The sequence below is a fragment of the Pseudomonas sp. R25(2017) genome, from assembly GCF_002112565.1.
Lineage (GTDB): Bacteria > Pseudomonadota > Gammaproteobacteria > Pseudomonadales > Pseudomonadaceae > Aquipseudomonas > Aquipseudomonas ekonensis.
The window spans coordinates 85,847-107,505 of the sequence record NZ_NEHZ01000020.1 but is presented as its reverse complement, the minus strand read 5'-3'; the positions used below and the strand labels follow the sequence as shown (position 1 = coordinate 107,505).

The following is a 21,659-nucleotide window of genomic DNA, read 5'->3' as shown; positions in this document are numbered from 1 at the left end:
AGCGCGACAACAACGGGTCGGGTCGCTCGCATCGGGCTCACGCCTCACGCCGGCCAGGGTTGAGGGCGATGTGCTTGTACTCGACGAAATCGTCCAGCGCCGCCACACCGTTCAGCCGCCCCTGCCCCGACTGCTTGAAGCCGCCCTCCTCGAACTCGTCGTAGACCACCGCCCAGTCGTTGACCCACACGGTGCCGGCCTCCAGTTCACGGGCCACCCGCAGGGAGCGGTCGCCATCCCGCGTCCAGACACTGGCCGCCAGGCCGAACTCGCTGCGGTTGGCCAGTTCGACGGCCTCGGCCTCGCTGTCGAACACCTGCAAGGTCAGCACCGGGCCGAAGGTCTCCTGCCGGACGATGGCCAGGTCCGGGTCGCTGACCCGCAGCAGCGTCGGGCGATAGAACGCGCCCCGGGCCAGCGGTCCGTCGGTGACCGGGCCACCGCGCACGATCACCTGCGCCCCGGCGGCGATGGCTTCCTCCACCGCCCGGTCGACCCGCTGCACGTTGGCCTTGTCGATCAACGGCCCCATGTCGCTGGCCGGATCCGCCGACGGCCCGACCCGCACCGCGCTCAGGCGTTCGGCCAGGCGCTCGGTCAGCGCCGTGGCGATGTCCCGCTGCACCAGCAGGCGCGAGCCGGTCATGCAGAACTGCCCGGCGAACACGGTCAGGGCCTTGACCAGCACCGGCACGACGGTCTCAAGGTCGGCATCGTCGAACACCAGCATCGGCGTCTTGCCGCCCAGTTCCAGGCCGAAGCGCTTGAGGTGCTGCGCCCCGGCGGCGGAGATGGCCCGGCCGGTACCGGTGCTGCCGGTGAAGCTGATCACCGGCACGTCGGGCGACTCCACCAGGTGGATCGAACCGGCCGCGCCCTGCTCGCTGAACAGGTTCACCGCGCCACGGGGCAACGACGGCGCTTCGCTGAGGATCTTCGCCACCAGCGCGTTGGTCTGCGCGGTCTGCCCCGGCATCTTGACCACGGCAGTGCAACCGGCGGCCAGCGCCGGGGCGAGCGAGCGGATCATCAGCACCACCGGCGAGTTCCACGGCACGATGATCCCCGCCACGCCCACCGCCTGGCGCAGCACCAGCGAGATCCGCCCTGGCTTCGGCTCGGCGGCGCGGCCGTATTCGGTGCGGGCCAGGCCCGCGTAGTAGCGCAGCTTGGACGGCACCATGGCGACCTCGAAGCCGGCCTCGGGACGGATCTTGCCGTTCTCCAGCGCCAACGTGTCGATGAGCGCTTCGGCGTGGCGCTCGAAGGCGTCCGCCAGTTCCAGCAAGGCACGGGCGCGCCAGGCGCGGTCGTCCTTCCACGGGGTGTCACGGAACGTCCGGCGAGCCGCCGCGATGCCCAATTGCGCTTCGGCCAGGCCGCCTTCGGCGTAGCGGCCGATGCGTTCGCCGGTGGCCGGGTCGAAGGAGTCGTGGTGTACGCCGGAGTCCAGCCAAAGGCCGTCGATCCAGTTCAAGACCGGGGTGTTGTTCATGGGTAAAGTTCCTTGGGATAGCTTCTTGGGATAGCTTCTTGGGATAGCTTCTTGGGATAGCTTCTTGGGGTCAGGCGTAGAGGCCCGCGATGTGTTCGGCGGTGGCGATCACGGTCACGTTGGTGGCGACCGAAGGCACGTCAGGGAAGATCGACGCATCGACCACCCGCAGCCCTTGCGTGCCGATCACCCGCGCTTGCAGGTCGACCACGGCATGGGCGTCCCCCGGCCGGCCCATGGGCGCGGTGGAGGTCGGGTGGTGATAGGTGTCGAGGGTGGCGCGGGCGCTGGTCAGCAGGGCCTCGTCGGAATCGTTGCCCGGTCCCGGGTTCAGCTCGGCATGGATCATCCCGGCCAGCGGCGCGGTGGCGCCGATCCGCCGCGCCAGGCGGATGCCGTCCAGCAGGCGCCGGCGGTCGGCGGGCTCGGCGAGGAAGTTCAGATCGATGTCCGGCGCGGCGAACGGATCGCGGCTGGCCAGCTTCAGCCGGCCCCGCGACAGCGGCCGGGTCAGGGCCACCGCGAGCACGAAGCCGACCTGGGTCGGGCTCTGCTCATGGGGAAACAGGTGGGTGGCGGTGATGTGCAGATCCAACTCGCCGGGTGCGGCGCTGCGGCTGTGGGTCCACAGCTTGGCGCCGATGGCCGGCGACTGGCGGCCGATCAGGTCCGGTTTGGCGGCGTAGGCGTTGTAGTAGAACGGATGATCCACCAGCCGCTGCCCCACCGGCAGCTCGGCCACCTGGGGGATCTGCAGGGCGCGCAGGTCGTCGCCGGGGCCGATGCCGGAGCGCAGCAGGATCGCCGCGCTGCCGTAGGTGCCCGCCGACAGGATCACTTCACCCGCCGGCAGGTGCTCGCCGTTGGCCAGTTGCACGCCGGTCGCCCGCGTCCCCTCGAACAGCACTTTGTCCACCAGGCTGTCGGCGCGGATCTGCAGGTTTTTGCGGGCCCGCACCTCGTCGGTGAGGTAAGCCATGCCGGTGTTGACCCGCACGCCGTCGACAATGTTCATCGGGTACGGGCCGACGCCGTTGGCCTGGGCGCCGTCGAAGTCGTCGACCATCCGGTAGCCGTTGGCGACCGTGGCGTAGATGAACGCCTTCTGCATCGGCGTGACGTCCGCGGTGGACAGTTGGCGCACCGGCAACGGCCCGTCATGGCCGTGGATCGCGCTGGCGCCGCCGCTGTGGCGCTCCAGTTTCTTGAACGCCGGCAGCAGCTCTTCAAAGCTCCAGCCCGGCAGGTTCCAGCGCCGGAAATCCTCGCGGCGGGCGCGGATCGCCACCGCGCCGTTGATCGCCGAGCTGCCGCCCAGCACCTTGCCGCGCAGGGCGCCGATGGGGTGCCCGACATAACCCGGCCGGGCCGTGTAGCCCCATTCGAACTCACGGTTACCGTTGGCGCCGACGATGTCGCTGCTGGCCACGGTCGCGGGATAACGGTCCGGCGCATAGCTGTGCCCCGCCTCCAGCAACAGCACCCGCCGCTGGCCGTTTTCGCTCAGGCGCCGGGCCAGCACCGCGCCGGCCGAACCGGCGCCGACGATGATCACATCGACCGGCGCCCGCGCACCGGCCTTGGGGTTGTCGGCGGACTCCAGCGCCTGGGCCAGACCGCCCGCCGCCAGCGTGGCCGCCGCCACGACGCCACCGGCCAGCACGGTGCGGCGGGCAGGATTATCAAGGGTATCGTTCATTGCGTTTCTTCCCTGTCAGGCGTCGAAGCGCGCCTGTCGCCCGCCAGCTTAGGGAAGGCCCGACAGGCCCATAAGCCGCAGAAAAACGAATCGCGGTTTCGCTTTTTCCGAACGGTTCAGCGGCGGGCGGCGGCGTGGTCCGCCAGCATCCGCTCCCACGGCGGCGGGTTGCCGAGCCGCTCGCCGAGGAAGTCGGCCAGGGCTTGCAGCTTGGGCGACGCCCGTTGGGACCTTCGGTACACCATCGAGATGTTGCCCCCGCGCGGCGCGTGGGGCGCCAGCACTTCCACCAGTTCGCCGGAGACGATGTCGGGCGCGGCGAGAAAGGTCGGCAGGATGGTCAGGCCCAGCCCCGCCCTGGCCGCCGCCATCAGTTGATGGCCGCTGTTGGTGCGCATCCGGCCGCGCACCCGGAACGACTCCAGCCCAGCGTTCACCGGCAGCGTCCACGTGCCGTGGGGCTCGCGGTTCACGTAGTGGATCGCGAAATGCCGGGCCAATTCCTGCGGGGTCTGCGGCGTGCCATGGGCGGCCAGGTACGCGGGGCTGGCGCAGATGATGTGGCGGTTGGCGGTGATGGTCTTGGCCACCAGCGAGGAGTCCGGCAGTTCGCCGATGCGGATCGCCGCGTCGTAGCGTTCTTCGTGCAGGTTGACCCGACGGTCGTCGACCTCGACGTCCAGCCGCAACTGCGGATAGCGCGCCGCGAAGTCCGCCAGCACCGGGGCCAGGTAGCGCACGCTGAAGGCCATCGGTGCCGCCAGCCGCAAGGTGCCGCTGACGCTGGCGCCGAACGCCTGCACCGCCTCTTCGGCCTCATCGACTTCGGCCAGGATCCGTTGGCAATAGCGGTAGAACACCTCGCCGGACTCGGTCAGCCGGGCCTGGCGCCCGCGTTCAAGCAGCGTGCTGCCCAGGCGCTTCTCCAACTGCGCCATGCGTTGGCTGACCATGGACTTGGCGGCCCCCAGTTGCCGGGCGGCTTCGGACATGCTGCCGGTGTCCGCCACGGTGACGAACGCTTGCATCTCGTTGAGTTTGTTCAAGGCCGGCCTCCAAAAGCCGCCCATCCTGCGGTTCGGCCGGCACGCCCGCCAGAGGCGAAAAACGGTCCGCTGCGTCCCACACGGCGGACCTTTGCGCTTGTATAGTGGGCGTCCCTCGGCCAAGCGAATGCCCCCCGTGCTGGACCTCAATGACCTGCAGTATTTCGTAATGGTGGTGGACCACGGCGGCTTTGCCCCGACGGCGCGGGCCCTGGGCATTCCCAAGTCCAACCTGAGCCGGCGCATCGCGCTGCTGGAAGAACGCCTGGGCGTGCGCCTGATCACCCGCAACAGCCGCCACTTCACCGTGACGGAACTGGGCCAGACCTACTACGCCCGTTGCCGCGCCATGCTCAAGGAAGCCGAAGCCGCCGAGGCCGCCGTGGCCCTGACCCACGCCGAACCCGGCGGTGTGCTGCGCGTCACCTGCCCGACCACGCTGCTGGAAGAATGCGTCGGCGCCCTCATCACCCGTTTCATGGCCGAGCACCCGCGGGTGGAGGTGCACCTGGACGCCTGCGACCGTCAGGTGGACGTGGTCGCCGAGGGCGTCGACCTGGCCCTGCGGGTGCGCCCGCCGCCCCTTCAGGATTCGGACCTGGTCAGCCGGGTGCTGTCGCAGCGCCCGCAGTGCCTGGTGGCCAGCCCGGCGCTGCTCTCGCGCCTGGGCGAGCCTCAGGCGCCGCAGGACCTGGCGCGTTTCCCCAGCGTCCACCACGGCAGCCCGCAGCGCGACTACAGCTGGACGCTGTTCCACCAGGACGGCGCGGAGTTCACCCTTGCGCACCGCCCGCAACTGATCACCAAAGGCCTGCCGATGCTGCGCTGCGCGGCCATCGACAGCATCGGCGTGGCGCAGATGCCGATGTCGCTGGTGCACGACTTCATCGAACGCGGGCAACTGGCCGTGGTGCTGCCAGACTGGACGCCGCGCACCGAAATGATCTACGCGGTGTTCGCGACCCGTCAGGGCATGCTGCCGTCGCTGCGCAAGCTGATCGATTTCCTGGTCGAGCAGTTCAGCCTGCTGGACGACCCGATGCGGGGGATGCGCGCCCTGCCGCCGGTGTGAGCGCAACGCAAAACGCCTGAATCGGGGCGGCGTTATTTCGATTGGTTCCACGGGGTCGGGCCGCCAGCGCCAGCGAGGCTTTTTTCTTGGGAATCAACCGGTTGAGTCACCTTCCCAGGCGCTGATGGCTCCGTCGGCCAGACAGCGTGACCCGCCGGTCACTACCGTTCGGCGCTTTTTCTGGCAGGCCCGCCGAATCGGATCTAGGGTTGCGTTGCCAGCGATATGCCAGCACGTCGGCCACCGTCCTCCGGACGCACGCCAGGAGCAGCACTGGAAAGGAAAACAGGGATGTCTCTTTTGCCTGCGCAAGCACGCGCAGGCTCGCGGACCGTTCGAGCGATCCCTGTGGTTCGTGGCTTTCTATCAAGGACAGAAAGATGACCGACGCACAGGCGCGTTCCACCCCCTTGTCGCTGCGACACCCCCTCGCGACCGCCCCGCAGGCCAGCCCCGACGGCTTCGGCTGACGCCGCCTGCCCCTGAGGCGACGGCCGTGCCCCGCACGCCCGCGCCCTGCCCTTTGATCGGATCCGGACGGACCGGCCCGCGCCGCCAGGAAAGCTCACTGAAGCCTTTCTTGCGCAGGCGTTCGGCCTGACCGCCAGGAAAGGCCCCCTGCACGACAGGGGACAGTGTGCACACCCATAAGGAAACCTTCGGCATGAGCGACTCGAAGTCTCACAACATTCCCCCTTACGGGGTCGCCATCCAGAGCGCGATCACGGACGGCGACCTGCAGAAAATGAAGAGTTTGTTGAAGCAGCGCGATTCAACGAAGCCTGAAGCCAAGGAGCTTACAACCGCGTACGAAAAACTGGCCCAGGAAGTGTCCCGTCTGGAAAGACCCTAAGGCCATCACCCGCATTGCAATGGAGGCAATCACCATGTCTGGTTCTGTTTCGCAACACAACGTCGGCCTGTTCCCGGTGTGCTACCGGATCGGCACGGGCCAGCCCGGCGCGCAAAGCCTGGCGCTCAACCTGCTGATCTCCACGCCGCAGCAGGAAGTCACCGGCACCGCCGCCGTCACCCAGGCGACCAACCCGCCGCTCGACGTGCACTCCGATGTCTGGGGCGAGTACACCTACCTGACCGTCATGAAGCCTGGGGTCAGCAAAATCCTCATCACCGCCCAGGGCAACCACGGCGGACCGGGCTCCAACAGCATCGTCAATTTCAGGGTGCACCTGGTGGTCGGCACCGACTGGAAGGAAGGCGTCGCCAACTACCAATACCTCAACGGCACCCAGTGGGTTGAGGTCAACAACGTGCCGGCGCACCTGCAACCGGTGCCGTCCCATGTGCTGCCGCCGTTCGAGCCGGGCCCTGTGATCGAGCCGTACCGCCCGATCATGCCGCTGTACGCCGCGCCGATCCAAAGCGCCATCGCCGCCGGCGACCTGGCGCAGATGAAAAACCTCGCCAAGCTCGGCAAGCAGCAACTGGAGCAGTTGCCGCAACTGCGCATCGCGCTGGAATCCGCCAAGAAAGAACTCAGCCAACTGCTGAGCCGCTGATCGGCCACCGGAACCGTCATTCACTTTAGGGAGCAGCATCATGTCGATCGGACTTTTCCATACCCGCCTCATCGTCAGAAACGATTTGCTGGGCGCACCGGTCCTGACCCTGGACCTTGTCGTCAACACCGTCTCCAAGAAAGTCAGCGGCGTGGCCAGCGTCTTTCAGAGCACCTGGCCGCCGGTCAACTTCCACGCCCGGGTCTGGGGCAACTACAGTCAGCTCAAGCTGGCGCCTTCGGCCGAGCACCACATCATCCTCGACCTCGCCGGCAGCCCCAGCGGCCCGCTCAGCCAGATCGCCCAGACGTTCCACCTCAAGGGCCTGTTGGGCGACGACTGGGCCAGCGGCTTTGCCGATTACCGCTACGAGTACGAGGGCCAGTGGAATGTGGTGAGGCACGTTGCGGTGCATCAGGCGCCCAGCGTCGAGGTCAAGCCGGTGCCGCATCCGCACATCCCGCTGTATGCCGTGGCCGTGCAGCATGCCCAGGCCGGCGGCGACGTGGCGCAACTCAAGACCGTGGTGCAGCAGGGTGAACAGCAAGTGGCCCACGAGGCCTCGCTGCGCAGTGCCCTGGAGCAACTGAACGCGGAGATCGCCCGACTGGAAGCGCGCTGACCGTCGCTCCCCGGCGGGGCCACGACGGCCCCGCCGGGTTCTGTCGCCCTCCCTCCGTGTCGCGCACGCGACCGTGCGCAAGGACCTGCCATGACAGACACCCTCCCTGCCCGCTACCTGAGCGAGTCCGACCTCAAACGCTACGTGCCGGTCCACGTGGTCTGGGAAATCACCCTGGCCTGCGACCTCAAGTGCCTGCATTGCGGCTCCCGCGCCGGCCACCGGCGCACCGGCGAGCTGAGCACCCGCGAATGCCTGGACGTGATCGACGCCCTGGCCGCCCTCGGCACCCGCGAGGTCACCCTGATCGGCGGCGAAGCCTACCTGCGCAAGGACTGGACGCAACTGATCCAGGCCATCCGCGACCACGGCATGTACTGCGCCATCCAGACCGGCGGCCGCAACCTGACGCCGGCCAAGATGCAGGCGGCGGTGGACGCCGGCCTCAACGGCGTCGGCGTGTCCCTCGACGGCCTCGCGCCGCTGCACGACGCGGTGCGCAACGTGCCCGGCTCGTTCGACAAGGCCGTGGACACCCTGCGCCGGGCGAAAGCGTCGGGGCTGGCGGTGAGCGTCAACACCCAGATCGGCGCCGCCACCCTGCCCGACCTGCCCGAGCTGATGGACACCATCATCAGCCTGGGCGCCACCCACTGGCAGATCCAGCTGACCGTGGCCATGGGCAACGCGGTCGATCATCCGGAGCTGCTGCTCCAACCCTACCAACTGCTGGAGGTGATGCCGCTGCTCGCCCGGCTCTACCGCGAAGGCCTGGACCGCGGCCTTTTGATGAACGTCGGCAACAACATCGGCTACTACGGCCCTTACGAACACCTGTGGCGCGGCTTCGGCGACGAGCGCGTGCACTGGAGCGGCTGCGCCGCCGGCCAGACCGTGCTCGCGCTGGAAGCCGACGGCACGGTCAAGGGCTGCCCATCCCTGGCGACGGTGGGCTTCTCCGGGGGTAACGTGCGCGACATGAGCCTGCACGACATCTGGCACTACAGCGAAGGCATCCACTTCGGCCGCCTGCGCTCGGTCGACGACCTGTGGGGCCATTGCCGCACCTGCTACTACAACGACGTCTGCCGGGGCGGCTGCACCTGGACGTCGCACTCGCTGCTGGGCAAGCCCGGCAACAACCCCTACTGCCATTACCGCACCCTGGAGCTGCAAAAGCGCGGGCTGCGCGAGCGCATCGTCAAACTGCAGGACGCCGCGCCGCAGTCGTTCGCCGTCGGGCGCTTCGACCTGATCACCGAACGCATCGACACCGGCGAGCGGGTCAGCAGCGTCAGCGACAGCGGCCAAGTGGTCAAACTGGCCTGGCTCAACCAAGGGCAGAAATCCCCGGAGGAAGGCCGCATCCCCGAGCAACTGGCGCTGTGCAGGCACTGCCTGCAATACATCCACGCCCACGAGACCCTGTGCCCGCACTGCGACGCCGACGTGGCCGCCGCCGAAGCGCAGCACCAGGCCGACCGGGCCCGCCAGCAGGCCATCGTCAACACCTTGTCCGGGTTGCTGGGGATTGCGCCGGGGACGTTGAGCTGACGATCGCCCGACGCCGTCGCGGCAGGCATTGGGCCCGTCGCGACGGCGCCGCCGTTCACGGGGCTGTTTCCGGCGCATATTACCGGGGCGATTGTTCGGTGGCGTTTGCGGAGCCGTTCGATGAGATCACTTTCGTCCTGCCCACGGCGGGCAAGATCCTCTTCAGCCACCGCACCGAATCGGTGGGGGTCGCCCGCACCGGGCTGGCCCATCGACTACCTTCAGGCCCATCCCGACGATCCGGTCAGCGGCACGGAATTGGCGCGGCTGAGCAACGTCAGCCTGCGCGCCTTGCAGGACGGGTTCCGACGGTTCGCGGGGATGTCCATCGTCGCCTATCAGCGCCGGGTACGGCTTGAGCATGCGCACGACATCCTGGCCCGGAGCGGCGCGCCGTCGGTGACCGACGTGGCGCTGCGGTTGGGCTTCAGCAATGTGGGCAGGTTTTGCCAGTACTTTCAGCAAGCCTATGGCGTGAGCCCGGCAGCGTTGCGCAAAGGCTTGCGCCTGTAGGAGACGGGCTGCTGGCGATAGCGGTGGGCCAGGCACCGAAGATGTCGGCTGTGATGGCCTCATCGCTTGCAGGCAAGCTCCTACAGGTTCTGTGGTGTGCTGGATCCTGCAAACACCCGGGATACCTGTGGCATAGGCTTCAGTCTTCGCCACCCGGGCGGCGGTGTAGTCGTTGGTCGCCAGGTGCTTGCTCATGATCGTGGCGCTGTCGACCCCGGCGATGCTCCGCAGCACCGCCGCGGTCCAGCCGGTGCGGTCCTTGCCGGCGGTGCAGTGGAACACCCCGGCCCGCATCGTGCCGTCGTGGGCCGTGGCATACGCGTCGGTGGTGCCGGCGATGTCGCGGAAGTTGTCGATGCCTTGCAGGCGAGGCGTATCGAGGGCGGCGGCCTGGGCGGTGGCGATGGACACGCTCAAAACGGACAGCGAACACAGAAGACGTCGGAACACAGTGCAGCCTCATGGAAAACCGTTGGGCTGGCCACTGTCGGGAATCAAATGTTGCTCAATATGACAAAACACCGCCCGCCGCAAATCCCTGCGCGATCTGTCCGGTTCCTGCGCGATCCGTCCGTTCTTCAGGCCTTTTTCTTCGAACCGTTCAGGGCCGCGGCCGACCGGATCAGCGCCTTGAACGCCGCTTCGTCCAAGCGTTCGCCCTCATGTACATCGATGGCCCGCCGGGTGTTGCCCTCAAGGCTGGCGTTGAACAGCCCCGCGGGATCGTCCAGCGCGGCGCCCTTGGCGAAGGTCAGCTTGACCGCAGACTTGTAGGTTTCCCCGGTGCAGAGGATGCCGCCGCAGGACCACACCGGCACGCCCCGCCACTTCCATTCCTCCACCACCTCGGGCACGGCCTGATGGATGAGTGCGCGGACATGCGCCAGCGTTTCACCGCGCCAGTCGGCCAGTTCGGCGATCCGTTGGTCGATGAGTGCGGAGGCTGATTGGGTGTTTTCCGTGTTCATGGCTGCCCTCTCCGGTTGACGTCCGGGAACTGTAGACGCCGGCCCGGCCGCGCGCGCAAAAAAAAGCCCCGCAGAGCGGGGCAAGGGAATTTGGTTGGTTGCGGCCAACCAAAGGAGCGTTCAGAGCAAGCGGGTATTGCGTGTTACAGGCAGTCCTGGGCGGCGCGTTCGAAACTCGACGGCGTGAAGTTGGAGGCCAGCAAGTGGCGCTCGTAGACGAACACCTTGCCGCCGCTGCCGGACTTGTAGGCCTCCAGCACGTTGTCGGCGGCGACCTTGCTCGGCACCACGATGCGGTAGCTGCGCTGGGTCTGCGACACGCTCGGGTTCAGCGCACGGCCCTGCAGTTTCGGCACGACGCAATCGGCGTACTCGGCGGGTGTCTTGCTGGTCTGCAAGGTCAGGCTCGGGTCGTTCGGTGCGCTGGCGCAGCCGGCGAGCGTCGCGACGGCCAAGGCGAAAGCGGAGAAGAAAAAAGCACGCATGGATCACATCCTGAAAACAAAGGTTCAGTTCGTCGGCAACGTTTGGCGTCACGGGCGCCGTCGTTGCCGTTGTGTTTTTCGGGGCCCCGGATCAGCCGGCGGCCACCAGGGCCTTGAGCGAGTCGTCAAACTGCCGCAAGGCGTTCAGTTGCAGGTCGCGCTGCCGGGCGATCTGCGCGGCGATCTCCGGCGCCGCCTTGTTGTGCACCCACACCGACGGCATCTGTTTTTCCACGGCGCCTTCGGCCTTGCCGATGTATTGCAGGTCGGCGTCGTAGAACCGTGCGGCGAAACGCGCCTCGACCTGGCTGTTGCGTTGGGTCAGCAGACGGTTGTGGGTGTCGAGCATCACCACCACGTCCGGGTGGGCCTGCACCAGCGCATCGAGGCTGTCGTAGACCGTCACCGAGAGAAACTGCTGTTGCAGCGAGCTCATCAGCCAGTCGATGGCCAGTTCCGGGTCGGAGCTGCTGACGAAGGCGTCGCGGATCCGCGCATCCAGCGCACCTTTGGCGCCGTTCACCGCCACATCGTGGTAGCGCTCAAGGTATTGCAGGTTCTCCAGGGTGTTTTCGCTGTACAGCACGCCAACGGTCTGGGAGTGCTGCAAGCCTGCCGAACTGGCGGCGACGGGCAGAAAATGGCACGACCGGGCGTCGTCTGCGTTGGCCGGTGCGGTCGCGGCCACCCCGCCCATCATCAGGGCGACCATAGCCAGTCGGGTCAGAGTCTTCATCGCGCAAATTCCTTGAGCTGCGTTTCGATGGAGGCGATTTTCCGCCCATCGGCCGCAAAGCAGAACTTGCGTTTCTTGATGGTCACTATTACTTGAAGCAATAGTTGCCCGCCGTGCAGACTGGCAGCCGTGCGACCACAATCAGAACAACCCGTGAGGAAACCCCGAGTGCGAACCTTTGACCTGATCCGCGACACCGTCCTGCCCGAATTCCGCGACCGCGTGGCCGACTACCTGGTGGAGTACGAGACTGCCCTGGGCGAGGCGACCGAGCCGGAGCGCGTCACGGCGGTGGCCAATCAGCTGCGCGGCTACCTGCGCGGGCTGAACACCACGCGGGTGCTGGGCATGGCGGACTGGGAAGAGCTGGACCGGCGAGTGGTGAACACCTGGCTTCAGGGCCGCTGAACCACCGCCTCGCGCAGCGGGCGATAAGCCGCCACCAGTTCATCCTGTGAAAACGCCCGGTTGCGTCCGCTGGGATTGGGCAGGATCCACACCGCCGCGTTGCCGAACGCCTGCGCCTGAAGCCCCCACGCCACCGTCTTCTGGCCGGTCAGCCCGGCGTAGGCCGCCTTGCCCAGGAACGCCACGACACGCGGCGCGTAGCGCAGGATCTTGCCCTCGAACGCCGCTGCCGCCGCGCTGAACTCATGGGCGGCCAACTGATCCGCCCTCGCCGTCGGCCGCTCCACCACCGCCGTCAACCCGCAGCCGTGCAACAAGATCGAGCGATCCTGTTCCGGGCGCAGCTCGTCGGGCGTGAACCCGGCCAGGTGCAGGGTGCGCCAGAAACGGTTGCCCCGTCCCGCAAAATGGTGCCCCTGGGCCGCAGCGAGCAAACCGGGATTGATCCCGCAGAACACCACGGACAGCCCCGGCGCCAGAATGTCCTCAAGCCCGTCCATGGCCACCCTCACCCACAGATTACCCGCACGGCGCTTTTGGCCTGTTCGGTCAGTTCCTGACGGGACTTGCCCGCCCGCGCCCGGATCGAAATGCTGTGCAGCAGCGACGACGCGAGCAGGGCCAACGCCGCCGCATCCACGCCAGCCTTCAGCTCGCCGGACTCGACGGCCCGGCGCAGGCGCTGCTCCAGGTCCGCATCCAGCTGGCTGAGGCGCCGCGACAGCACCTCGCGGATCTCCGGATCCTCCACCGCCTCGGTGGTCGCCGTCCCGATGGCGAAGCAGCCTCGCGGCGCGCCGTCGCCGGAAAAGTAGATCGACAACTGCCCTTCGTAGAACCGCGTCAGCGCCTGTTCCAGGGTCAGGCTGGCGTCGTTCAGCGCCGCCTGCATGGCGGCGTGCGCCGTGTCCCAATACTGGTCGAGCGCCTTGATGTACAGCGCGTGCTTGTCGCCGAACGCAGCGTACAGGCTCGGCCGGTTCATGCCGGCGGCGCTGGCGATGCTGTCCAGCGAGGCGGCGGAATAGCCGGTGTTCCAGAACACGCCCAGGGCCTGTTGCAACGCCGTTTGCGGATCGTAGGCACGCGGACGGCCGCGGCCTTTTCCTGTTGTCGGTTTATTTTGTGCCATCTCGTATAAATTCCTTGCGGGAAAGATTTCTCGTTCATATTCTTACACCATCGCACAAAACCAAGGAACCAGAAATTCCTTGGTTGGCAGGGTTTGTTGTAACAGCGCTCGGACCGGGTGCAGCGACGACGAAACAGCGGTGGAGCGATCCTCCCGCCGCCCATGGACTTGATGACTCACAGCAACCAATCACGTCAGGGCCGCGGGCGAATGCGCACCGGTCGGCCCGATGTCCCGGACAAGGGTGTATCGATCATGACACAGCAACTGGACCTCACCGCCGCACCGGCCCACGAACACCCAGGCCCGCGCCTGAACGACGCGCCGCCGAGAAAGCCCCTCAAGCAGAAGCTGCGACCGTGGCTGATGGCCGGCCTGCCCGCCCTCTTCGCCGTGGTCGGCTACAGCCACTACCGGGCTGGCGAACCGTTCGTGTCCACCGACAACGCCTACGCCCGCGTGGCCAAGGCATCGATCAATGCACGGGTGTCCGGGCAGGTCATCGAGATCGCCGTCGACGACAACCAGTCCGTGCGCAAGGGCCAGGTACTGTTTCGCATCGACCCCAAACCCTTGCAGATCGCCGTCGACCGGGCCGAAGCCCAACTCAGCAATGCCCGCCTGCGCATCGACGGCCTCAAGGCCAGCTACCGCGAACAGCAGGCGCAACTGCAATCGGCCAAGGAGTCGGCGGACTTCGACCAAAAGGAGTTCGCCCGCAAGAAGGCCCTGATCGCCACCGAGTTCGTCTCCCGGGCCCTGTACGAGCGCGCCGAGACTGACTTGAAGGTGTCGCGCCAGCGCATCGCCTCCATCGAGCAACAGATCGCCAGCACCGTCATCGCCCTCAACGGCAATCCGGACATCGCCCCCGACAGCCACCCGACCGTGCGCGAGGCCCGGGCCCAGCTCGACGAAGCGCAGCTGTACCTGTCCTACGCGACGGTCACCGCGCCCGAGGACGGCATCGTCGCCAAGGTCGACGACTTGCAGGTGGGCAACTACGTCAATAACGGTGCAGCGGCGTTTGCGCTGATCTCCGACCGGGAGGTCTGGGTCGAAGCCAACTTCCGCGAGACGCAGCTGACCCACATGCGGCCCGGTCAGCGCGCCACCATCACCCTCGATACCTACCCGGACCGCGAATTCCAGGCCCATGTCATCAGCATGAGCCCCGGCGCCGGCGCCGACTTCGCCCTGCTGCCGCCGGAGAACGCCACCGGCAACTGGGTGAAGGTGGTGCAGCGGATTCCGGTGCGCCTGGAACTGGACGACGTCGACCCGGCCCTGCCGCTGTTCTCCGGCACCAGCGCCACGGTCACCGTCGACACCGGGCACCGCACGCCGTGGTGGTATCCGTTCAAATCGCTGCTCAGCGCAGGTAACGCGTGATGAACGCCGCCACCGCGTCCACGACGGCCGATGCGCGGTCGCTGCGGTACGTCGCCCTGCTCGCGACCTACCTGCAATCGGCCAACCTGCCGTTGCCCAACGCCGCGCTGCGCCTGATCCAGGGCAGCGTATCGATGACCGACGACCAGGCCGGCTGGATCTTCACCGCTTACCTGGCCGCCAGCGCCGTCACCACGCCGGTGGCGCAGTGGCTGGCCGGGCGCTTCGGGCTCAAGCGCGTCTATCAAACGGCGCTGGTCGCGTTCGCCCTCGGCCTGTGGCTCGCCACCCTGGCCGAAACGCCGCTGGCGTTCATTGCCGCGCGCATCCTGCAAGGCCTCGCCGCCGGGGTGCTGGCGCCGTTGTCGATGGGTATCGCCCTGGAGACGCTGCCCGCCGAACGCCGCCCCGCCTTCGGGCCGAAATGGACGGCGCTGGTGCTGCTCGGCATCGTCAGCGGGCCGAGCCTGGGCGGCTGGATCTGCGAGCACTTCGACTGGCGGCCGATGTTCTACCTCAGCCTGCCGCTGGTGGCGTACATCTTCCTGGCGGTCACTCTGTTGCTGGCGCAGAAGAAAGCCGAACAGCGCCCCTCGTTCGACTTCTTCGGCTACGGCGCCTTCACCCTCGGCATGATCGGCCTGCAGATGCTCCTGGACCGCGGCGAACGGCTGGACTGGTTCGATTCGCCGGAAATCTGGACCGAGGCGCTGGCCTGCGCCCTTGGGTTCTACCTGTTCGCCGTGCACGTGCTGACCGCCAAGGCGCATTTCTTCAACAAGGCCCTGTTCGCCGACCGCAACTTCCTGCTGTCGACGGCGATCTTCTTCGCCTTCGGCTTCGTGCTGCTGTCGACCATGGCCCTGACCTCGCCGATGCTCGACGAGATCCTCGGCTACCCGCCGGACACCACGGGCCTGCTGACCGTGCCGCGCGGCATCGGCCTGGTCGGTGCGTTCCTGCTGGCGATCCGTGCGCCGGCCTGGGTCGACGCCCGCTGGCTGATCGCCGCAGGCATTGCCCTGGTGAGCTACGCCAACTGGCTGATGCTCGGCTATTCGCCGCTGATGGACTGGACGCCCGTGGCGGTGAGCGGGTTCATCCAGGGCGTCGGCCTGGGGATCCTGATGCCGACCCTGAGCAAGGTCGCCTTCAGCACGCTCGAACCGAAGCTGCGCCCCGAGGCCACCGGCCTGTTCAACCTGATCCGCGTCTACGGCAGCACCCTGGGCGTGGCGGTGGTGCAGATCTTTTTCTTCAACAACACCCAGGCGGTGCATTCGGCGCTGGTCAGCCAACTGACGCCCTACCGCACGGCCCTGCCGACCTCGCTGCCGGCGCTCGAAGGCCTCAATCACCTGGTCACCCACCAGGCGGCGTTCATCGCCGTGATGGGCCAATTCAAGATCCTGCTGGTGGCGATGCTGGTGGTGAGCCCGCTGGTGCTGTTCCTGCGCAAGCCCGTTTCGGCCAACTGATTTTCGTGGAGTCTGGACAATGAACACTTCTGCACGCTTCACCCCGTCTGCGATCCCGACCGCCTTCAGCGCACTGGCCCTGCTGGTGTCGCTGTCGGCCTGCACCGTCGGGCCCGACTTCCAGCGGCCCGCCGCCAACGCCTCGCAGCATTACGATCCGCAGGCCGAGCAGCGCTTCGACATGGGCAAGCGCCTCGACGGCGACTGGTGGGCGGCGCTGCGCTCGCCCAAGCTCGATCAAGTGATGCGCCGCGCCATCGACGGCAACCTCGAACTGGCGGCCGCCGACGCCACCCTGCGCCAGGCCGCCTCGTCGGTGGCCGCCGCCGAGGGCGCGCTGTACCCGCAGGTGGACTTCGCCGCCACCGCCGGACGCCAGCGCACCCACAACGGCCCGCAGCCCAGCGTGTCGAACTTTTACGCCATCGGTCCGCGGGTCGCGTTCGACCTGGACGTGTTCGGCGGCAACAAGCGTCAGGTCGAGGTGCAGCAAGCCGCGACCGACCTGCAAAGGCACCGCTACGAAGCCGCGTACCTCACCCTGACCGGCGACGTCGCCAGCCAGGCCTTGCTGCTGGCCTCGGCCAACGCGCAGATCGGCGCGGTGCAGACCCTGCTGGCCAACGACGCGAAGAACCTCGACCTGGTGCGCAAGGCGCAGCAGAGCGGCGTCAGCACCCGGATCGACGTGTCGCTGGCCGAAACCCGCCTGGCCCAGGACCGCACCCTGCTGCCGCCCCTGGCCCAGCAACGGGACGCGGCGCGGCATGCGCTGTCGGTGCTGGCCGGCAAAGGCCCGGCGGACTGGATCGCGCCGGACTTCACCCTCGACGAGTTCGCCCTGCCGTCGAACATCCCGGTCAGCCTGCCGTCGGAAACGGCCCGCACCCGCCCGGACATCCTGCAAGCCGAATCCGAGCTGCACATCGCCAGCGCGGCGGTGGGCGTGGCGACGGCCAACCTCTATCCGCACATCGAACTGTCGGCCTCGCTGGCCCAGGCCGCGTCGGGCAACGGCGGCGCCGCGCTGTGGGGCTTCGCCGCCGGGCTGACCGCGCCGATCTTCACCGGCGGCAACCTGGAGGCGGAACGCCAAGGCGCCGTCGAGGGCTACAACGCCGCCCTCGCCCGCTACCGGCAGACGGTGATCCAGTCCTTCGGCCAAGTGGCGGACACCCTGCAATCGATCAACCACAGCGCCGAACAGGACCAGGCCCAAAGCGACGCCCTGCGCGCCGCCGACACCAGCCTGCGCCTCAACCGGCAGGCCTACGCCCAAGGCGAAAACAGCCTGCTGCAAGTGCTGGAGGCGGAACGCGCCTATCAGCAGGCGTTGCTGGGGCAGATCCAGGTGAAAACCTCGCAGTACCTCGACGCCGTGCGCCTGTACGTGGCCCTCGGCGGCAACGCCGTCGGCGCCCACGACCAACGCCTCGCCAGCCGCCCGGCCCCGACCACCCTTTAACGCCCGCTCCCGGAGAACCGCCATGACCTACGAAGCCTTCCACGACACCCTGCGCGACACCCGCCTGCCGCTCAACAACGGCGCAGGCGCGATGCCCGCCGTGGGGTTCGGCACCCTGTTCCGCGACCTGAGCACCACCACCGACGCGGTCAAATGCGCGCTGGAAATTGGCTTTCGCCACTTCGACTGCGCCGAGCGCTACCGCAACGAAGCTCAGATCGGCGAGGCCTTCCGGCAGACCTTCGCCGCCGGCACCGTGCGCCGCGAAGACGTGTTCATCACCACCAAGCTGTGGAACACCAACCACCGCCCCGAGCGGGTCAAACCGGCCTTCGAGGCCAGTTGCCAGCGGTTAGGCACCGACTACATCGACTGCTACCTGATCCACACACCGTTCGCCTTCAAGGCCGGCGACGACCAGGACCCGCGCGATGTGTTCGGCCACGTTATCTACGATGGCGAGGTGCGCCTGATCGACACCTGGCGGGCACTGGAAAGCCTGGTGGATGAAGGCCGGTGCAAGTCCATCGGGCTGTCGGACATCACCCTGGAGGCGCTGAAGGAGATCGTCGCCGCCGCCCGGATCAAACCCGCCGTGGTGCAGATCGAATCCCACCCGTACCTGCCGGAATGGGAGATGCTCGACTTCTGCAAGGCCCACGGCATCATCCTCCTGGCTTTCGCCCCGCTGGGCCACGGCATGACGCCCAACGTGCTGGACGACGCGGTCCTCACCGGCATCGCCCGGCGCGTCGGCAAAACCCCGGCGCAAGTGGCGCTGGCCTGGGCGGTGCAGCGCGGCACCGCGTTCCTCACCACGTCGGCGACGCCGGGGCACATTCAGGAGAACATCGACATCGACACTCTGCCGATGCGGGCGATGCAGGAGATCAAGGACGACATCGCCACGCGGATCCGCTTCAACTCCGTGGTCGAGACCGGCGTCCCGGGCTTCATCCCCCAAACCCACAAACGCTGACTTGCCCCTGTGGTGAGGGCGCTGGCTCCCTCACCACAAAAAGCGCCTGAGCCGCCCCTATAATGCCCGCACCCCACCCGAGACGACCCCGATGGACGTATTCCAAAGCATGCGCTGCTTCATCGCCGTGGCCCAAAGCGGCAGCTTCACCGCCGCCGCCGAACTGCTGGACACCACCACGACCAATGTCTCCAAGGCCGTCTCCGCCCTCGAAGCTCGCCTGCACACGCGCCTGATCAACCGCACCACCCGGCGCCTGGCGCTCACCGAAGCCGGCGCGCGCTACCTGCAACGCTGCGAAAAGATCGTCGACGACGTGCGCGAAGCCGACGAAGAGGCCGGCACCGCCCAGACCCTGCCCGTCGGCCGCCTGAAGATCCACGCCATGTCCGCCATCGGCAACCACTACGTGATCGACGCCATCGCCCGCTACCGCGAGATCCACCCCACGGTGATGTTCGACCTGACCCTGACCAACCGCGTCCCGGACCTGCTCGAAGAAGGCTACGACATGTCCATCGTCCTGGCCCGCGACCTGCCCGACTCCGGCTTCGTCGCCCAACGCCTGGGCATCACCTACAGCATCCTCTGCGCCGCCCCCGGCTATGTGGCCAAGCACGGCAAACCCGCCACCCCCGGCGAACTCAGCGCGCACGAGTGCCTGCGCATCGTCAACACGGTGATGCCGGTGGAGAACTGGACATTCGAAGGGCCCGAAGGCACGCAAACCATCACCATTCCCCTGTCGCCCTTCCACATCAACACCGCCGACGGCATGAGCATCGCGATCAGAAAAGGCATGGGCATCGGCATACAGCCGATCGCATCGGCCGTGGACGGCCTGCGGGCGGGGACATTGGTGCGGGTGCTGCCGGATTACCGGCTGGAGGAGTTGAACCTGTTCGCGATCTACCCGTCGCGCAAGTTCGTCGATGCGAAGATCAAGACCTGGGTGGAATTTCTCAAGACCGCGATACCGCAACTGCTGGCATCGGATGAAGACATCGTCGGCGCTAAGGCCGTTTGAACGCAGCGGACATGGAGTGTCGACCCTCCATCCCGTGCACCGGGCTCAACCGTTGGAGCAGCCCGAACCCATCACTTGATACTGCAGGACATGCCGCTCGCCGTGGGAGTCCTCATACGTCATCCGCACCGGCACCGGGGCGCACTCGTTGGCGGGTTCGGTGATGGAAATCACGTGTTCGATGTCCAGTTGCGTCGCGGAACTGTAGGTCTCCACCGGGAGGTTTTCGGCGTCCGCCGTGGCCGCAAACGCCTGCGCGCCGAAACCGCCGAGGAGCACAACCCACGCCATTTTCTTGAGGTTCATGATGTTCACCGTCTCTGGGGGAACCGTGTTCATTCACGGATTGGGGACGATGCTAAGGGGTGGCGGGCGGGGCAAAAATCGGGGGATTGGACAAACACTGTTGCTGGAATCGGGGTGAATCAGGATGGGTCGTTCAGCGACTGAATAATTGACCACATCAATAACAACCATTAATTCAATGAAATTCTCTTATCTGCCCCGGAGCGTAGGATCGGCGCCATACCCAACCACTACACCGGAGCAGATCACCATGAAACGCCAAACCCTCCTCGGCATCGCCTTCTCGCTCTTCGCCCTGAACGCCTTTGCCGCGACTGAAACCGACCCGCTGTTCAGCGATGCCGTTGCCGCCACCGAAACCGATCCACTGTTCAGTGATGCCGTTGCCGCCACCGAGACCGATCCGCTGTTCAGCGACGCCGTTGCCGCCACCGAGACCGACCCGCTGTTCAGTGACGCCATCGCCGAAGGGGGCGCAGACCGTCTGGCCGAACGTCGGGCAGTCTGAATCCATGGGTTTGATCAACGCGCACAACAAAAAGCCCGGCTTCAACAGCCGGGCTTTTTGTTGTCTGTGTGCCTGTCACGTATGTACCGAAACTTGATGCACCGAACCGACGCCTTCAACTCGGGCTCAAGAACGCCGGTCAGTGCATCCCCTTGCTCACCACTTCACCCGTCGCGACATCCTCCAGCCAGATCTGCAGCCGGTCCAGCCCCACGTATTTGGAGCGGGCAATGATCTTCTGGCCAGGCTTGCCCTCGAACTCAAGGTTCGTGAACAAGAACTTCCTGGGCAAGTGGTACTCCAGTTGGACCGTGTACTTGCCGGGCTTCAACACCGCACGCTGGGGGGAGTCATTCTTGTAGTAGTAGGTGGAGAACGGGATGTTCCCCACTTTCTCGTCGTTGACCCTGATGATGTTCAGGTCCGGCTGAAGATCCAGAAAGTGGCGCTGGGGCCTTACTGCGTAGGTTTCGGTTTCCAGCACGGTGTAGCGCGCTTCATCGACCGTTTCACCGGCGTTTGCGTTCGAGTAGTCCGGCATCTCTGCACAGCCCTGCAAGGCCAGAAACGATGCAAGCAGCGGTACGGCAATTTTTTTCACGTGGTAAATCCCTGTATTGAAGAAACGCCGGCAACGTCATCGTTGACGGCCGGCTCGCATGGGGCGGAAGGAAGAAGGCACTGCGCGACCGCATTGCCCTGCAAGAAAAGTGTGGCTCGCGGCTCAGGCCGGAATCGATGGATCCGCGCGCAGATAAGCGACAAAACCGTCCCAGTTATGGGTCTGGTACTTATCGAGCATGCGCTGAGGAAGCTTGATTTGAGATAGGCGCCAATCGATGGACTGCGCCCATTCTTCCTCACTCAGGATCTGCTGACCGGTGAAGTAGCGGACTTGGCGTGCTGTCGTGTTGTAGATGAGGAAGATCCGGTCAGGGTTCGCGCTGACCGCGGCGCGACTCAGCCCGCGCTGATTGTTCCAGTTGAGGCCGCTCTTGATCTGGACTTCGAAGTAACGGCCATTGTGCCCGGCGATGCCGTCGATGCCTTTGTCATCGACCAAAGAGGGAAAGACGTCGAACCCCTCCTTCAGCAAATCACCCCAAATGGCGAACTCGTGACGTTTGCCGATGGCCAGTTTGTTCTTCATATCGCGTGTCCCTGCACTGTGACCGAGGCGGCCGATAGCCAGGCCTCACCTCCATGAAGGCCACATGCTATCACTCGTTTGGGATCTGAAGAAACCGGCAGCGT

24 protein-coding genes and 1 pseudogene are annotated in these 21,659 nt (G+C 66.5%); 13 read left to right on the top strand and 12 right to left on the bottom strand.

Features of this window, described 5'->3' with window-relative positions; all coding sequences use genetic code 11:
* Positions 1 to 37: 37 nt before the first annotated feature.
* From CAG31_RS23480 to CAG31_RS23470, 3 genes are all read right to left on the bottom strand, one after another.
* Positions 38 to 1,495: an aldehyde dehydrogenase family protein gene (locus CAG31_RS23480; RefSeq protein WP_085585702.1), complete on the bottom strand. Its 1,458-nt coding sequence runs from the start codon at positions 1,493 to 1,495 to the stop codon at positions 38 to 40.
* Between the two features lie 70 nt (positions 1,496 to 1,565).
* Positions 1,566 to 3,194, bottom strand: a complete 1,629-nt coding sequence (locus CAG31_RS23475; protein ID WP_085585700.1) for a GMC family oxidoreductase — start codon at positions 3,192 to 3,194, stop codon at positions 1,566 to 1,568.
* Between the two features lie 116 nt (positions 3,195 to 3,310).
* Positions 3,311 to 4,240 carry a LysR family transcriptional regulator gene (locus CAG31_RS23470; RefSeq protein ID WP_085585698.1) on the bottom strand — a complete coding sequence of 310 codons (930 nt, stop codon included), beginning with the start codon at positions 4,238 to 4,240 and terminating at the stop codon, positions 3,311 to 3,313.
* A gap of 127 nt (positions 4,241 to 4,367) precedes the next feature.
* On the opposite strand from CAG31_RS23470, the gene CAG31_RS23465 reads away from it, so the two are divergent.
* The 6 genes from CAG31_RS23465 (at position 4,368) to CAG31_RS23440 (ending at position 9,521) form a co-directional block, all read left to right on the top strand.
* Complete coding sequence (locus tag CAG31_RS23465) at positions 4,368 to 5,312, top strand: LysR substrate-binding domain-containing protein (protein ID WP_085585696.1); 945 nt, start codon at positions 4,368 to 4,370, stop codon at positions 5,310 to 5,312.
* 664 nt (positions 5,313 to 5,976) lie between these two features.
* The gene (locus tag CAG31_RS23460) at positions 5,977 to 6,165 is read left to right on the top strand and encodes a DUF1843 domain-containing protein (RefSeq protein WP_085585694.1); all 189 of its coding nucleotides are present in this window, start codon (positions 5,977 to 5,979) and stop codon (positions 6,163 to 6,165) included.
* A 34-nt stretch (positions 6,166 to 6,199) separates the two neighbouring features.
* Complete coding sequence (locus tag CAG31_RS23455; protein WP_085585692.1) at positions 6,200 to 6,832, top strand: DUF1842 domain-containing protein; 633 nt, start codon at positions 6,200 to 6,202, stop codon at positions 6,830 to 6,832.
* Between the two features lie 40 nt (positions 6,833 to 6,872).
* Positions 6,873 to 7,454: a DUF1842 domain-containing protein gene (locus CAG31_RS23450; RefSeq protein ID WP_085585690.1), complete on the top strand. Its 582-nt coding sequence runs from the start codon at positions 6,873 to 6,875 to the stop codon at positions 7,452 to 7,454.
* A gap of 90 nt (positions 7,455 to 7,544) precedes the next feature.
* Entirely contained in the window at positions 7,545 to 9,008 is a 1,464-nt protein-coding gene (locus tag CAG31_RS23445) for a GDL motif peptide-associated radical SAM/SPASM maturase (RefSeq protein ID WP_085585688.1), read from the top strand.
* A gap of 120 nt (positions 9,009 to 9,128) precedes the next feature.
* On the top strand, positions 9,129 to 9,521 hold the full coding sequence (locus CAG31_RS23440) for a helix-turn-helix transcriptional regulator (RefSeq protein WP_371856127.1): 393 nt from the start codon (positions 9,129 to 9,131) through the stop codon (positions 9,519 to 9,521).
* A 135-nt stretch (positions 9,522 to 9,656) separates the two neighbouring features.
* Here the strand turns inward: CAG31_RS23440 and CAG31_RS23435 are convergent.
* The 4 genes and pseudogenes from CAG31_RS23435 to CAG31_RS23420 form a co-directional block, all read right to left on the bottom strand.
* A pseudogene (locus CAG31_RS23435) lies at positions 9,657 to 9,971 on the bottom strand (tyrosine-protein phosphatase); the annotation flags it as partial.
* A gap of 128 nt (positions 9,972 to 10,099) precedes the next feature.
* Entirely contained in the window at positions 10,100 to 10,489 is a 390-nt protein-coding gene (locus tag CAG31_RS23430) for a DUF1801 domain-containing protein (protein ID WP_085585686.1), read from the bottom strand.
* Positions 10,490 to 10,632: 143 nt separating this feature from the next.
* Positions 10,633 to 10,974, bottom strand: coding sequence for a hypothetical protein (locus CAG31_RS23425; RefSeq protein ID WP_085585684.1), 342 nt, complete (start codon positions 10,972 to 10,974; stop codon positions 10,633 to 10,635).
* Between the two features lie 91 nt (positions 10,975 to 11,065).
* The gene (locus CAG31_RS23420; protein ID WP_085585682.1) at positions 11,066 to 11,710 is read right to left on the bottom strand and encodes an ATPase; all 645 of its coding nucleotides are present in this window, start codon (positions 11,708 to 11,710) and stop codon (positions 11,066 to 11,068) included.
* A gap of 168 nt (positions 11,711 to 11,878) precedes the next feature.
* On the opposite strand from CAG31_RS23420, the gene CAG31_RS23415 reads away from it, so the two are divergent.
* Positions 11,879 to 12,118 (top strand): hypothetical protein, encoded by a 240-nt coding sequence (locus CAG31_RS23415; protein ID WP_085585680.1) that lies wholly within the window; start codon positions 11,879 to 11,881, stop codon positions 12,116 to 12,118.
* Here CAG31_RS23415 and mug read toward each other — a convergent pair.
* Entirely contained in the window at positions 12,106 to 12,618 is a 513-nt protein-coding gene (gene mug / locus CAG31_RS23410) for a G/U mismatch-specific DNA glycosylase (RefSeq protein ID WP_085585678.1), read from the bottom strand. The genes CAG31_RS23415 and mug overlap by 13 nt on opposite strands.
* 8 nt (positions 12,619 to 12,626) lie before the next feature.
* Positions 12,627 to 13,250 (bottom strand): TetR/AcrR family transcriptional regulator, encoded by a 624-nt coding sequence (locus CAG31_RS23405; RefSeq protein WP_085585676.1) that lies wholly within the window; start codon positions 13,248 to 13,250, stop codon positions 12,627 to 12,629.
* 255 nt (positions 13,251 to 13,505) lie between these two features.
* Between CAG31_RS23405 and CAG31_RS23400 the strand changes: the two genes are divergently transcribed.
* The 5 genes from CAG31_RS23400 (at position 13,506) to CAG31_RS23380 (ending at position 19,591) form a co-directional block, all read left to right on the top strand.
* Positions 13,506 to 14,642 carry an HlyD family secretion protein gene (locus tag CAG31_RS23400; protein WP_085585674.1) on the top strand — a complete coding sequence of 379 codons (1,137 nt, stop codon included), beginning with the start codon at positions 13,506 to 13,508 and terminating at the stop codon, positions 14,640 to 14,642.
* The gene (locus CAG31_RS23395) at positions 14,642 to 16,120 is read left to right on the top strand and encodes a DHA2 family efflux MFS transporter permease subunit (RefSeq protein ID WP_085585671.1); all 1,479 of its coding nucleotides are present in this window, start codon (positions 14,642 to 14,644) and stop codon (positions 16,118 to 16,120) included. Before CAG31_RS23400 ends, CAG31_RS23395 begins: the two co-directional genes overlap by 1 nt.
* Before the next feature lie 19 nt (positions 16,121 to 16,139).
* Positions 16,140 to 17,585, top strand: coding sequence for an efflux transporter outer membrane subunit (locus tag CAG31_RS23390; protein ID WP_085585669.1), 1,446 nt, complete (start codon positions 16,140 to 16,142; stop codon positions 17,583 to 17,585).
* A gap of 22 nt (positions 17,586 to 17,607) precedes the next feature.
* Positions 17,608 to 18,564: an aldo/keto reductase gene (locus tag CAG31_RS23385; RefSeq protein WP_085585667.1), complete on the top strand. Its 957-nt coding sequence runs from the start codon at positions 17,608 to 17,610 to the stop codon at positions 18,562 to 18,564.
* A 91-nt stretch (positions 18,565 to 18,655) separates the two neighbouring features.
* The gene (locus tag CAG31_RS23380; protein WP_085585664.1) at positions 18,656 to 19,591 is read left to right on the top strand and encodes a LysR family transcriptional regulator; all 936 of its coding nucleotides are present in this window, start codon (positions 18,656 to 18,658) and stop codon (positions 19,589 to 19,591) included.
* Between the two features lie 45 nt (positions 19,592 to 19,636).
* Here the strand turns inward: CAG31_RS23380 and CAG31_RS23375 are convergent, their stop codons facing one another.
* Positions 19,637 to 19,897, bottom strand: coding sequence for a DUF2790 domain-containing protein (locus CAG31_RS23375; RefSeq protein ID WP_085585781.1), 261 nt, complete (start codon positions 19,895 to 19,897; stop codon positions 19,637 to 19,639).
* Between the two features lie 250 nt (positions 19,898 to 20,147).
* Here CAG31_RS23375 and CAG31_RS23370 point away from each other — a divergent pair, with 250 nt between their 5' ends.
* Positions 20,148 to 20,405, top strand: coding sequence for a hypothetical protein (locus CAG31_RS23370; RefSeq protein WP_085585662.1), 258 nt, complete (start codon positions 20,148 to 20,150; stop codon positions 20,403 to 20,405).
* A 139-nt stretch (positions 20,406 to 20,544) separates the two neighbouring features.
* Here the strand turns inward: CAG31_RS23370 and CAG31_RS23365 are convergent, their stop codons facing one another.
* Together CAG31_RS23365 and CAG31_RS23360 are read right to left on the bottom strand one after the other, a co-directional pair.
* Entirely contained in the window at positions 20,545 to 21,006 is a 462-nt protein-coding gene (locus tag CAG31_RS23365) for a hypothetical protein (protein WP_085585660.1), read from the bottom strand.
* 123 nt (positions 21,007 to 21,129) lie between these two features.
* On the bottom strand, positions 21,130 to 21,555 hold the full coding sequence (locus tag CAG31_RS23360) for a hypothetical protein (RefSeq protein ID WP_085585658.1): 426 nt from the start codon (positions 21,553 to 21,555) through the stop codon (positions 21,130 to 21,132).
* Positions 21,556 to 21,659 lie beyond the last annotated feature (104 nt).

Excerpts from the sequence above, each read along its gene's own strand:
- CAG31_RS23460 (WP_085585694.1), top strand. The coding sequence starts at position 5,977 with ATGAGCGACTCGAAGTCTCACAACATTCCCCCTTACGGGGTCGCCATC.
- CAG31_RS23420 (WP_085585682.1), bottom strand. The coding sequence starts at position 11,710 with ATGAAGACTCTGACCCGACTGGCTATGGTCGCCCTGATGATGGGCGGG.
- CAG31_RS23430 (WP_085585686.1), bottom strand. The coding sequence starts at position 10,489 with ATGAACACGGAAAACACCCAATCAGCCTCCGCACTCATCGACCAACGG.
- CAG31_RS23465 (WP_085585696.1), top strand. The coding sequence starts at position 4,368 with ATGCCCCCCGTGCTGGACCTCAATGACCTGCAGTATTTCGTAATGGTG.
- CAG31_RS23445 (WP_085585688.1), top strand. The coding sequence starts at position 7,545 with ATGACAGACACCCTCCCTGCCCGCTACCTGAGCGAGTCCGACCTCAAA.
- CAG31_RS23370 (WP_085585662.1), top strand. The coding sequence starts at position 20,148 with ATGAAACGCCAAACCCTCCTCGGCATCGCCTTCTCGCTCTTCGCCCTG.
- CAG31_RS23395 (WP_085585671.1), top strand. The coding sequence starts at position 14,642 with ATGAACGCCGCCACCGCGTCCACGACGGCCGATGCGCGGTCGCTGCGG.
- CAG31_RS23375 (WP_085585781.1), bottom strand. The coding sequence starts at position 19,897 with ATGAACCTCAAGAAAATGGCGTGGGTTGTGCTCCTCGGCGGTTTCGGC.
- CAG31_RS23380 (WP_085585664.1), top strand. The coding sequence starts at position 18,656 with ATGGACGTATTCCAAAGCATGCGCTGCTTCATCGCCGTGGCCCAAAGC.
- CAG31_RS23405 (WP_085585676.1), bottom strand. The coding sequence starts at position 13,250 with ATGGCACAAAATAAACCGACAACAGGAAAAGGCCGCGGCCGTCCGCGT.
- CAG31_RS23455 (WP_085585692.1), top strand. The coding sequence starts at position 6,200 with ATGTCTGGTTCTGTTTCGCAACACAACGTCGGCCTGTTCCCGGTGTGC.
- CAG31_RS23385 (WP_085585667.1), top strand. The coding sequence starts at position 17,608 with ATGACCTACGAAGCCTTCCACGACACCCTGCGCGACACCCGCCTGCCG.
- CAG31_RS23390 (WP_085585669.1), top strand. The coding sequence starts at position 16,140 with ATGAACACTTCTGCACGCTTCACCCCGTCTGCGATCCCGACCGCCTTC.
- CAG31_RS23480 (WP_085585702.1), bottom strand. The coding sequence starts at position 1,495 with ATGAACAACACCCCGGTCTTGAACTGGATCGACGGCCTTTGGCTGGAC.
- CAG31_RS23440 (WP_371856127.1), top strand. The coding sequence starts at position 9,129 with ATGAGATCACTTTCGTCCTGCCCACGGCGGGCAAGATCCTCTTCAGCC.
- CAG31_RS23400 (WP_085585674.1), top strand. The coding sequence starts at position 13,506 with ATGACACAGCAACTGGACCTCACCGCCGCACCGGCCCACGAACACCCA.
- CAG31_RS23475 (WP_085585700.1), bottom strand. The coding sequence starts at position 3,194 with ATGAACGATACCCTTGATAATCCTGCCCGCCGCACCGTGCTGGCCGGT.
- mug (WP_085585678.1), bottom strand. The coding sequence starts at position 12,618 with ATGGACGGGCTTGAGGACATTCTGGCGCCGGGGCTGTCCGTGGTGTTC.
- CAG31_RS23360 (WP_085585658.1), bottom strand. The coding sequence starts at position 21,555 with ATGAAGAACAAACTGGCCATCGGCAAACGTCACGAGTTCGCCATTTGG.
- CAG31_RS23450 (WP_085585690.1), top strand. The coding sequence starts at position 6,873 with ATGTCGATCGGACTTTTCCATACCCGCCTCATCGTCAGAAACGATTTG.
- CAG31_RS23425 (WP_085585684.1), bottom strand. The coding sequence starts at position 10,974 with ATGCGTGCTTTTTTCTTCTCCGCTTTCGCCTTGGCCGTCGCGACGCTC.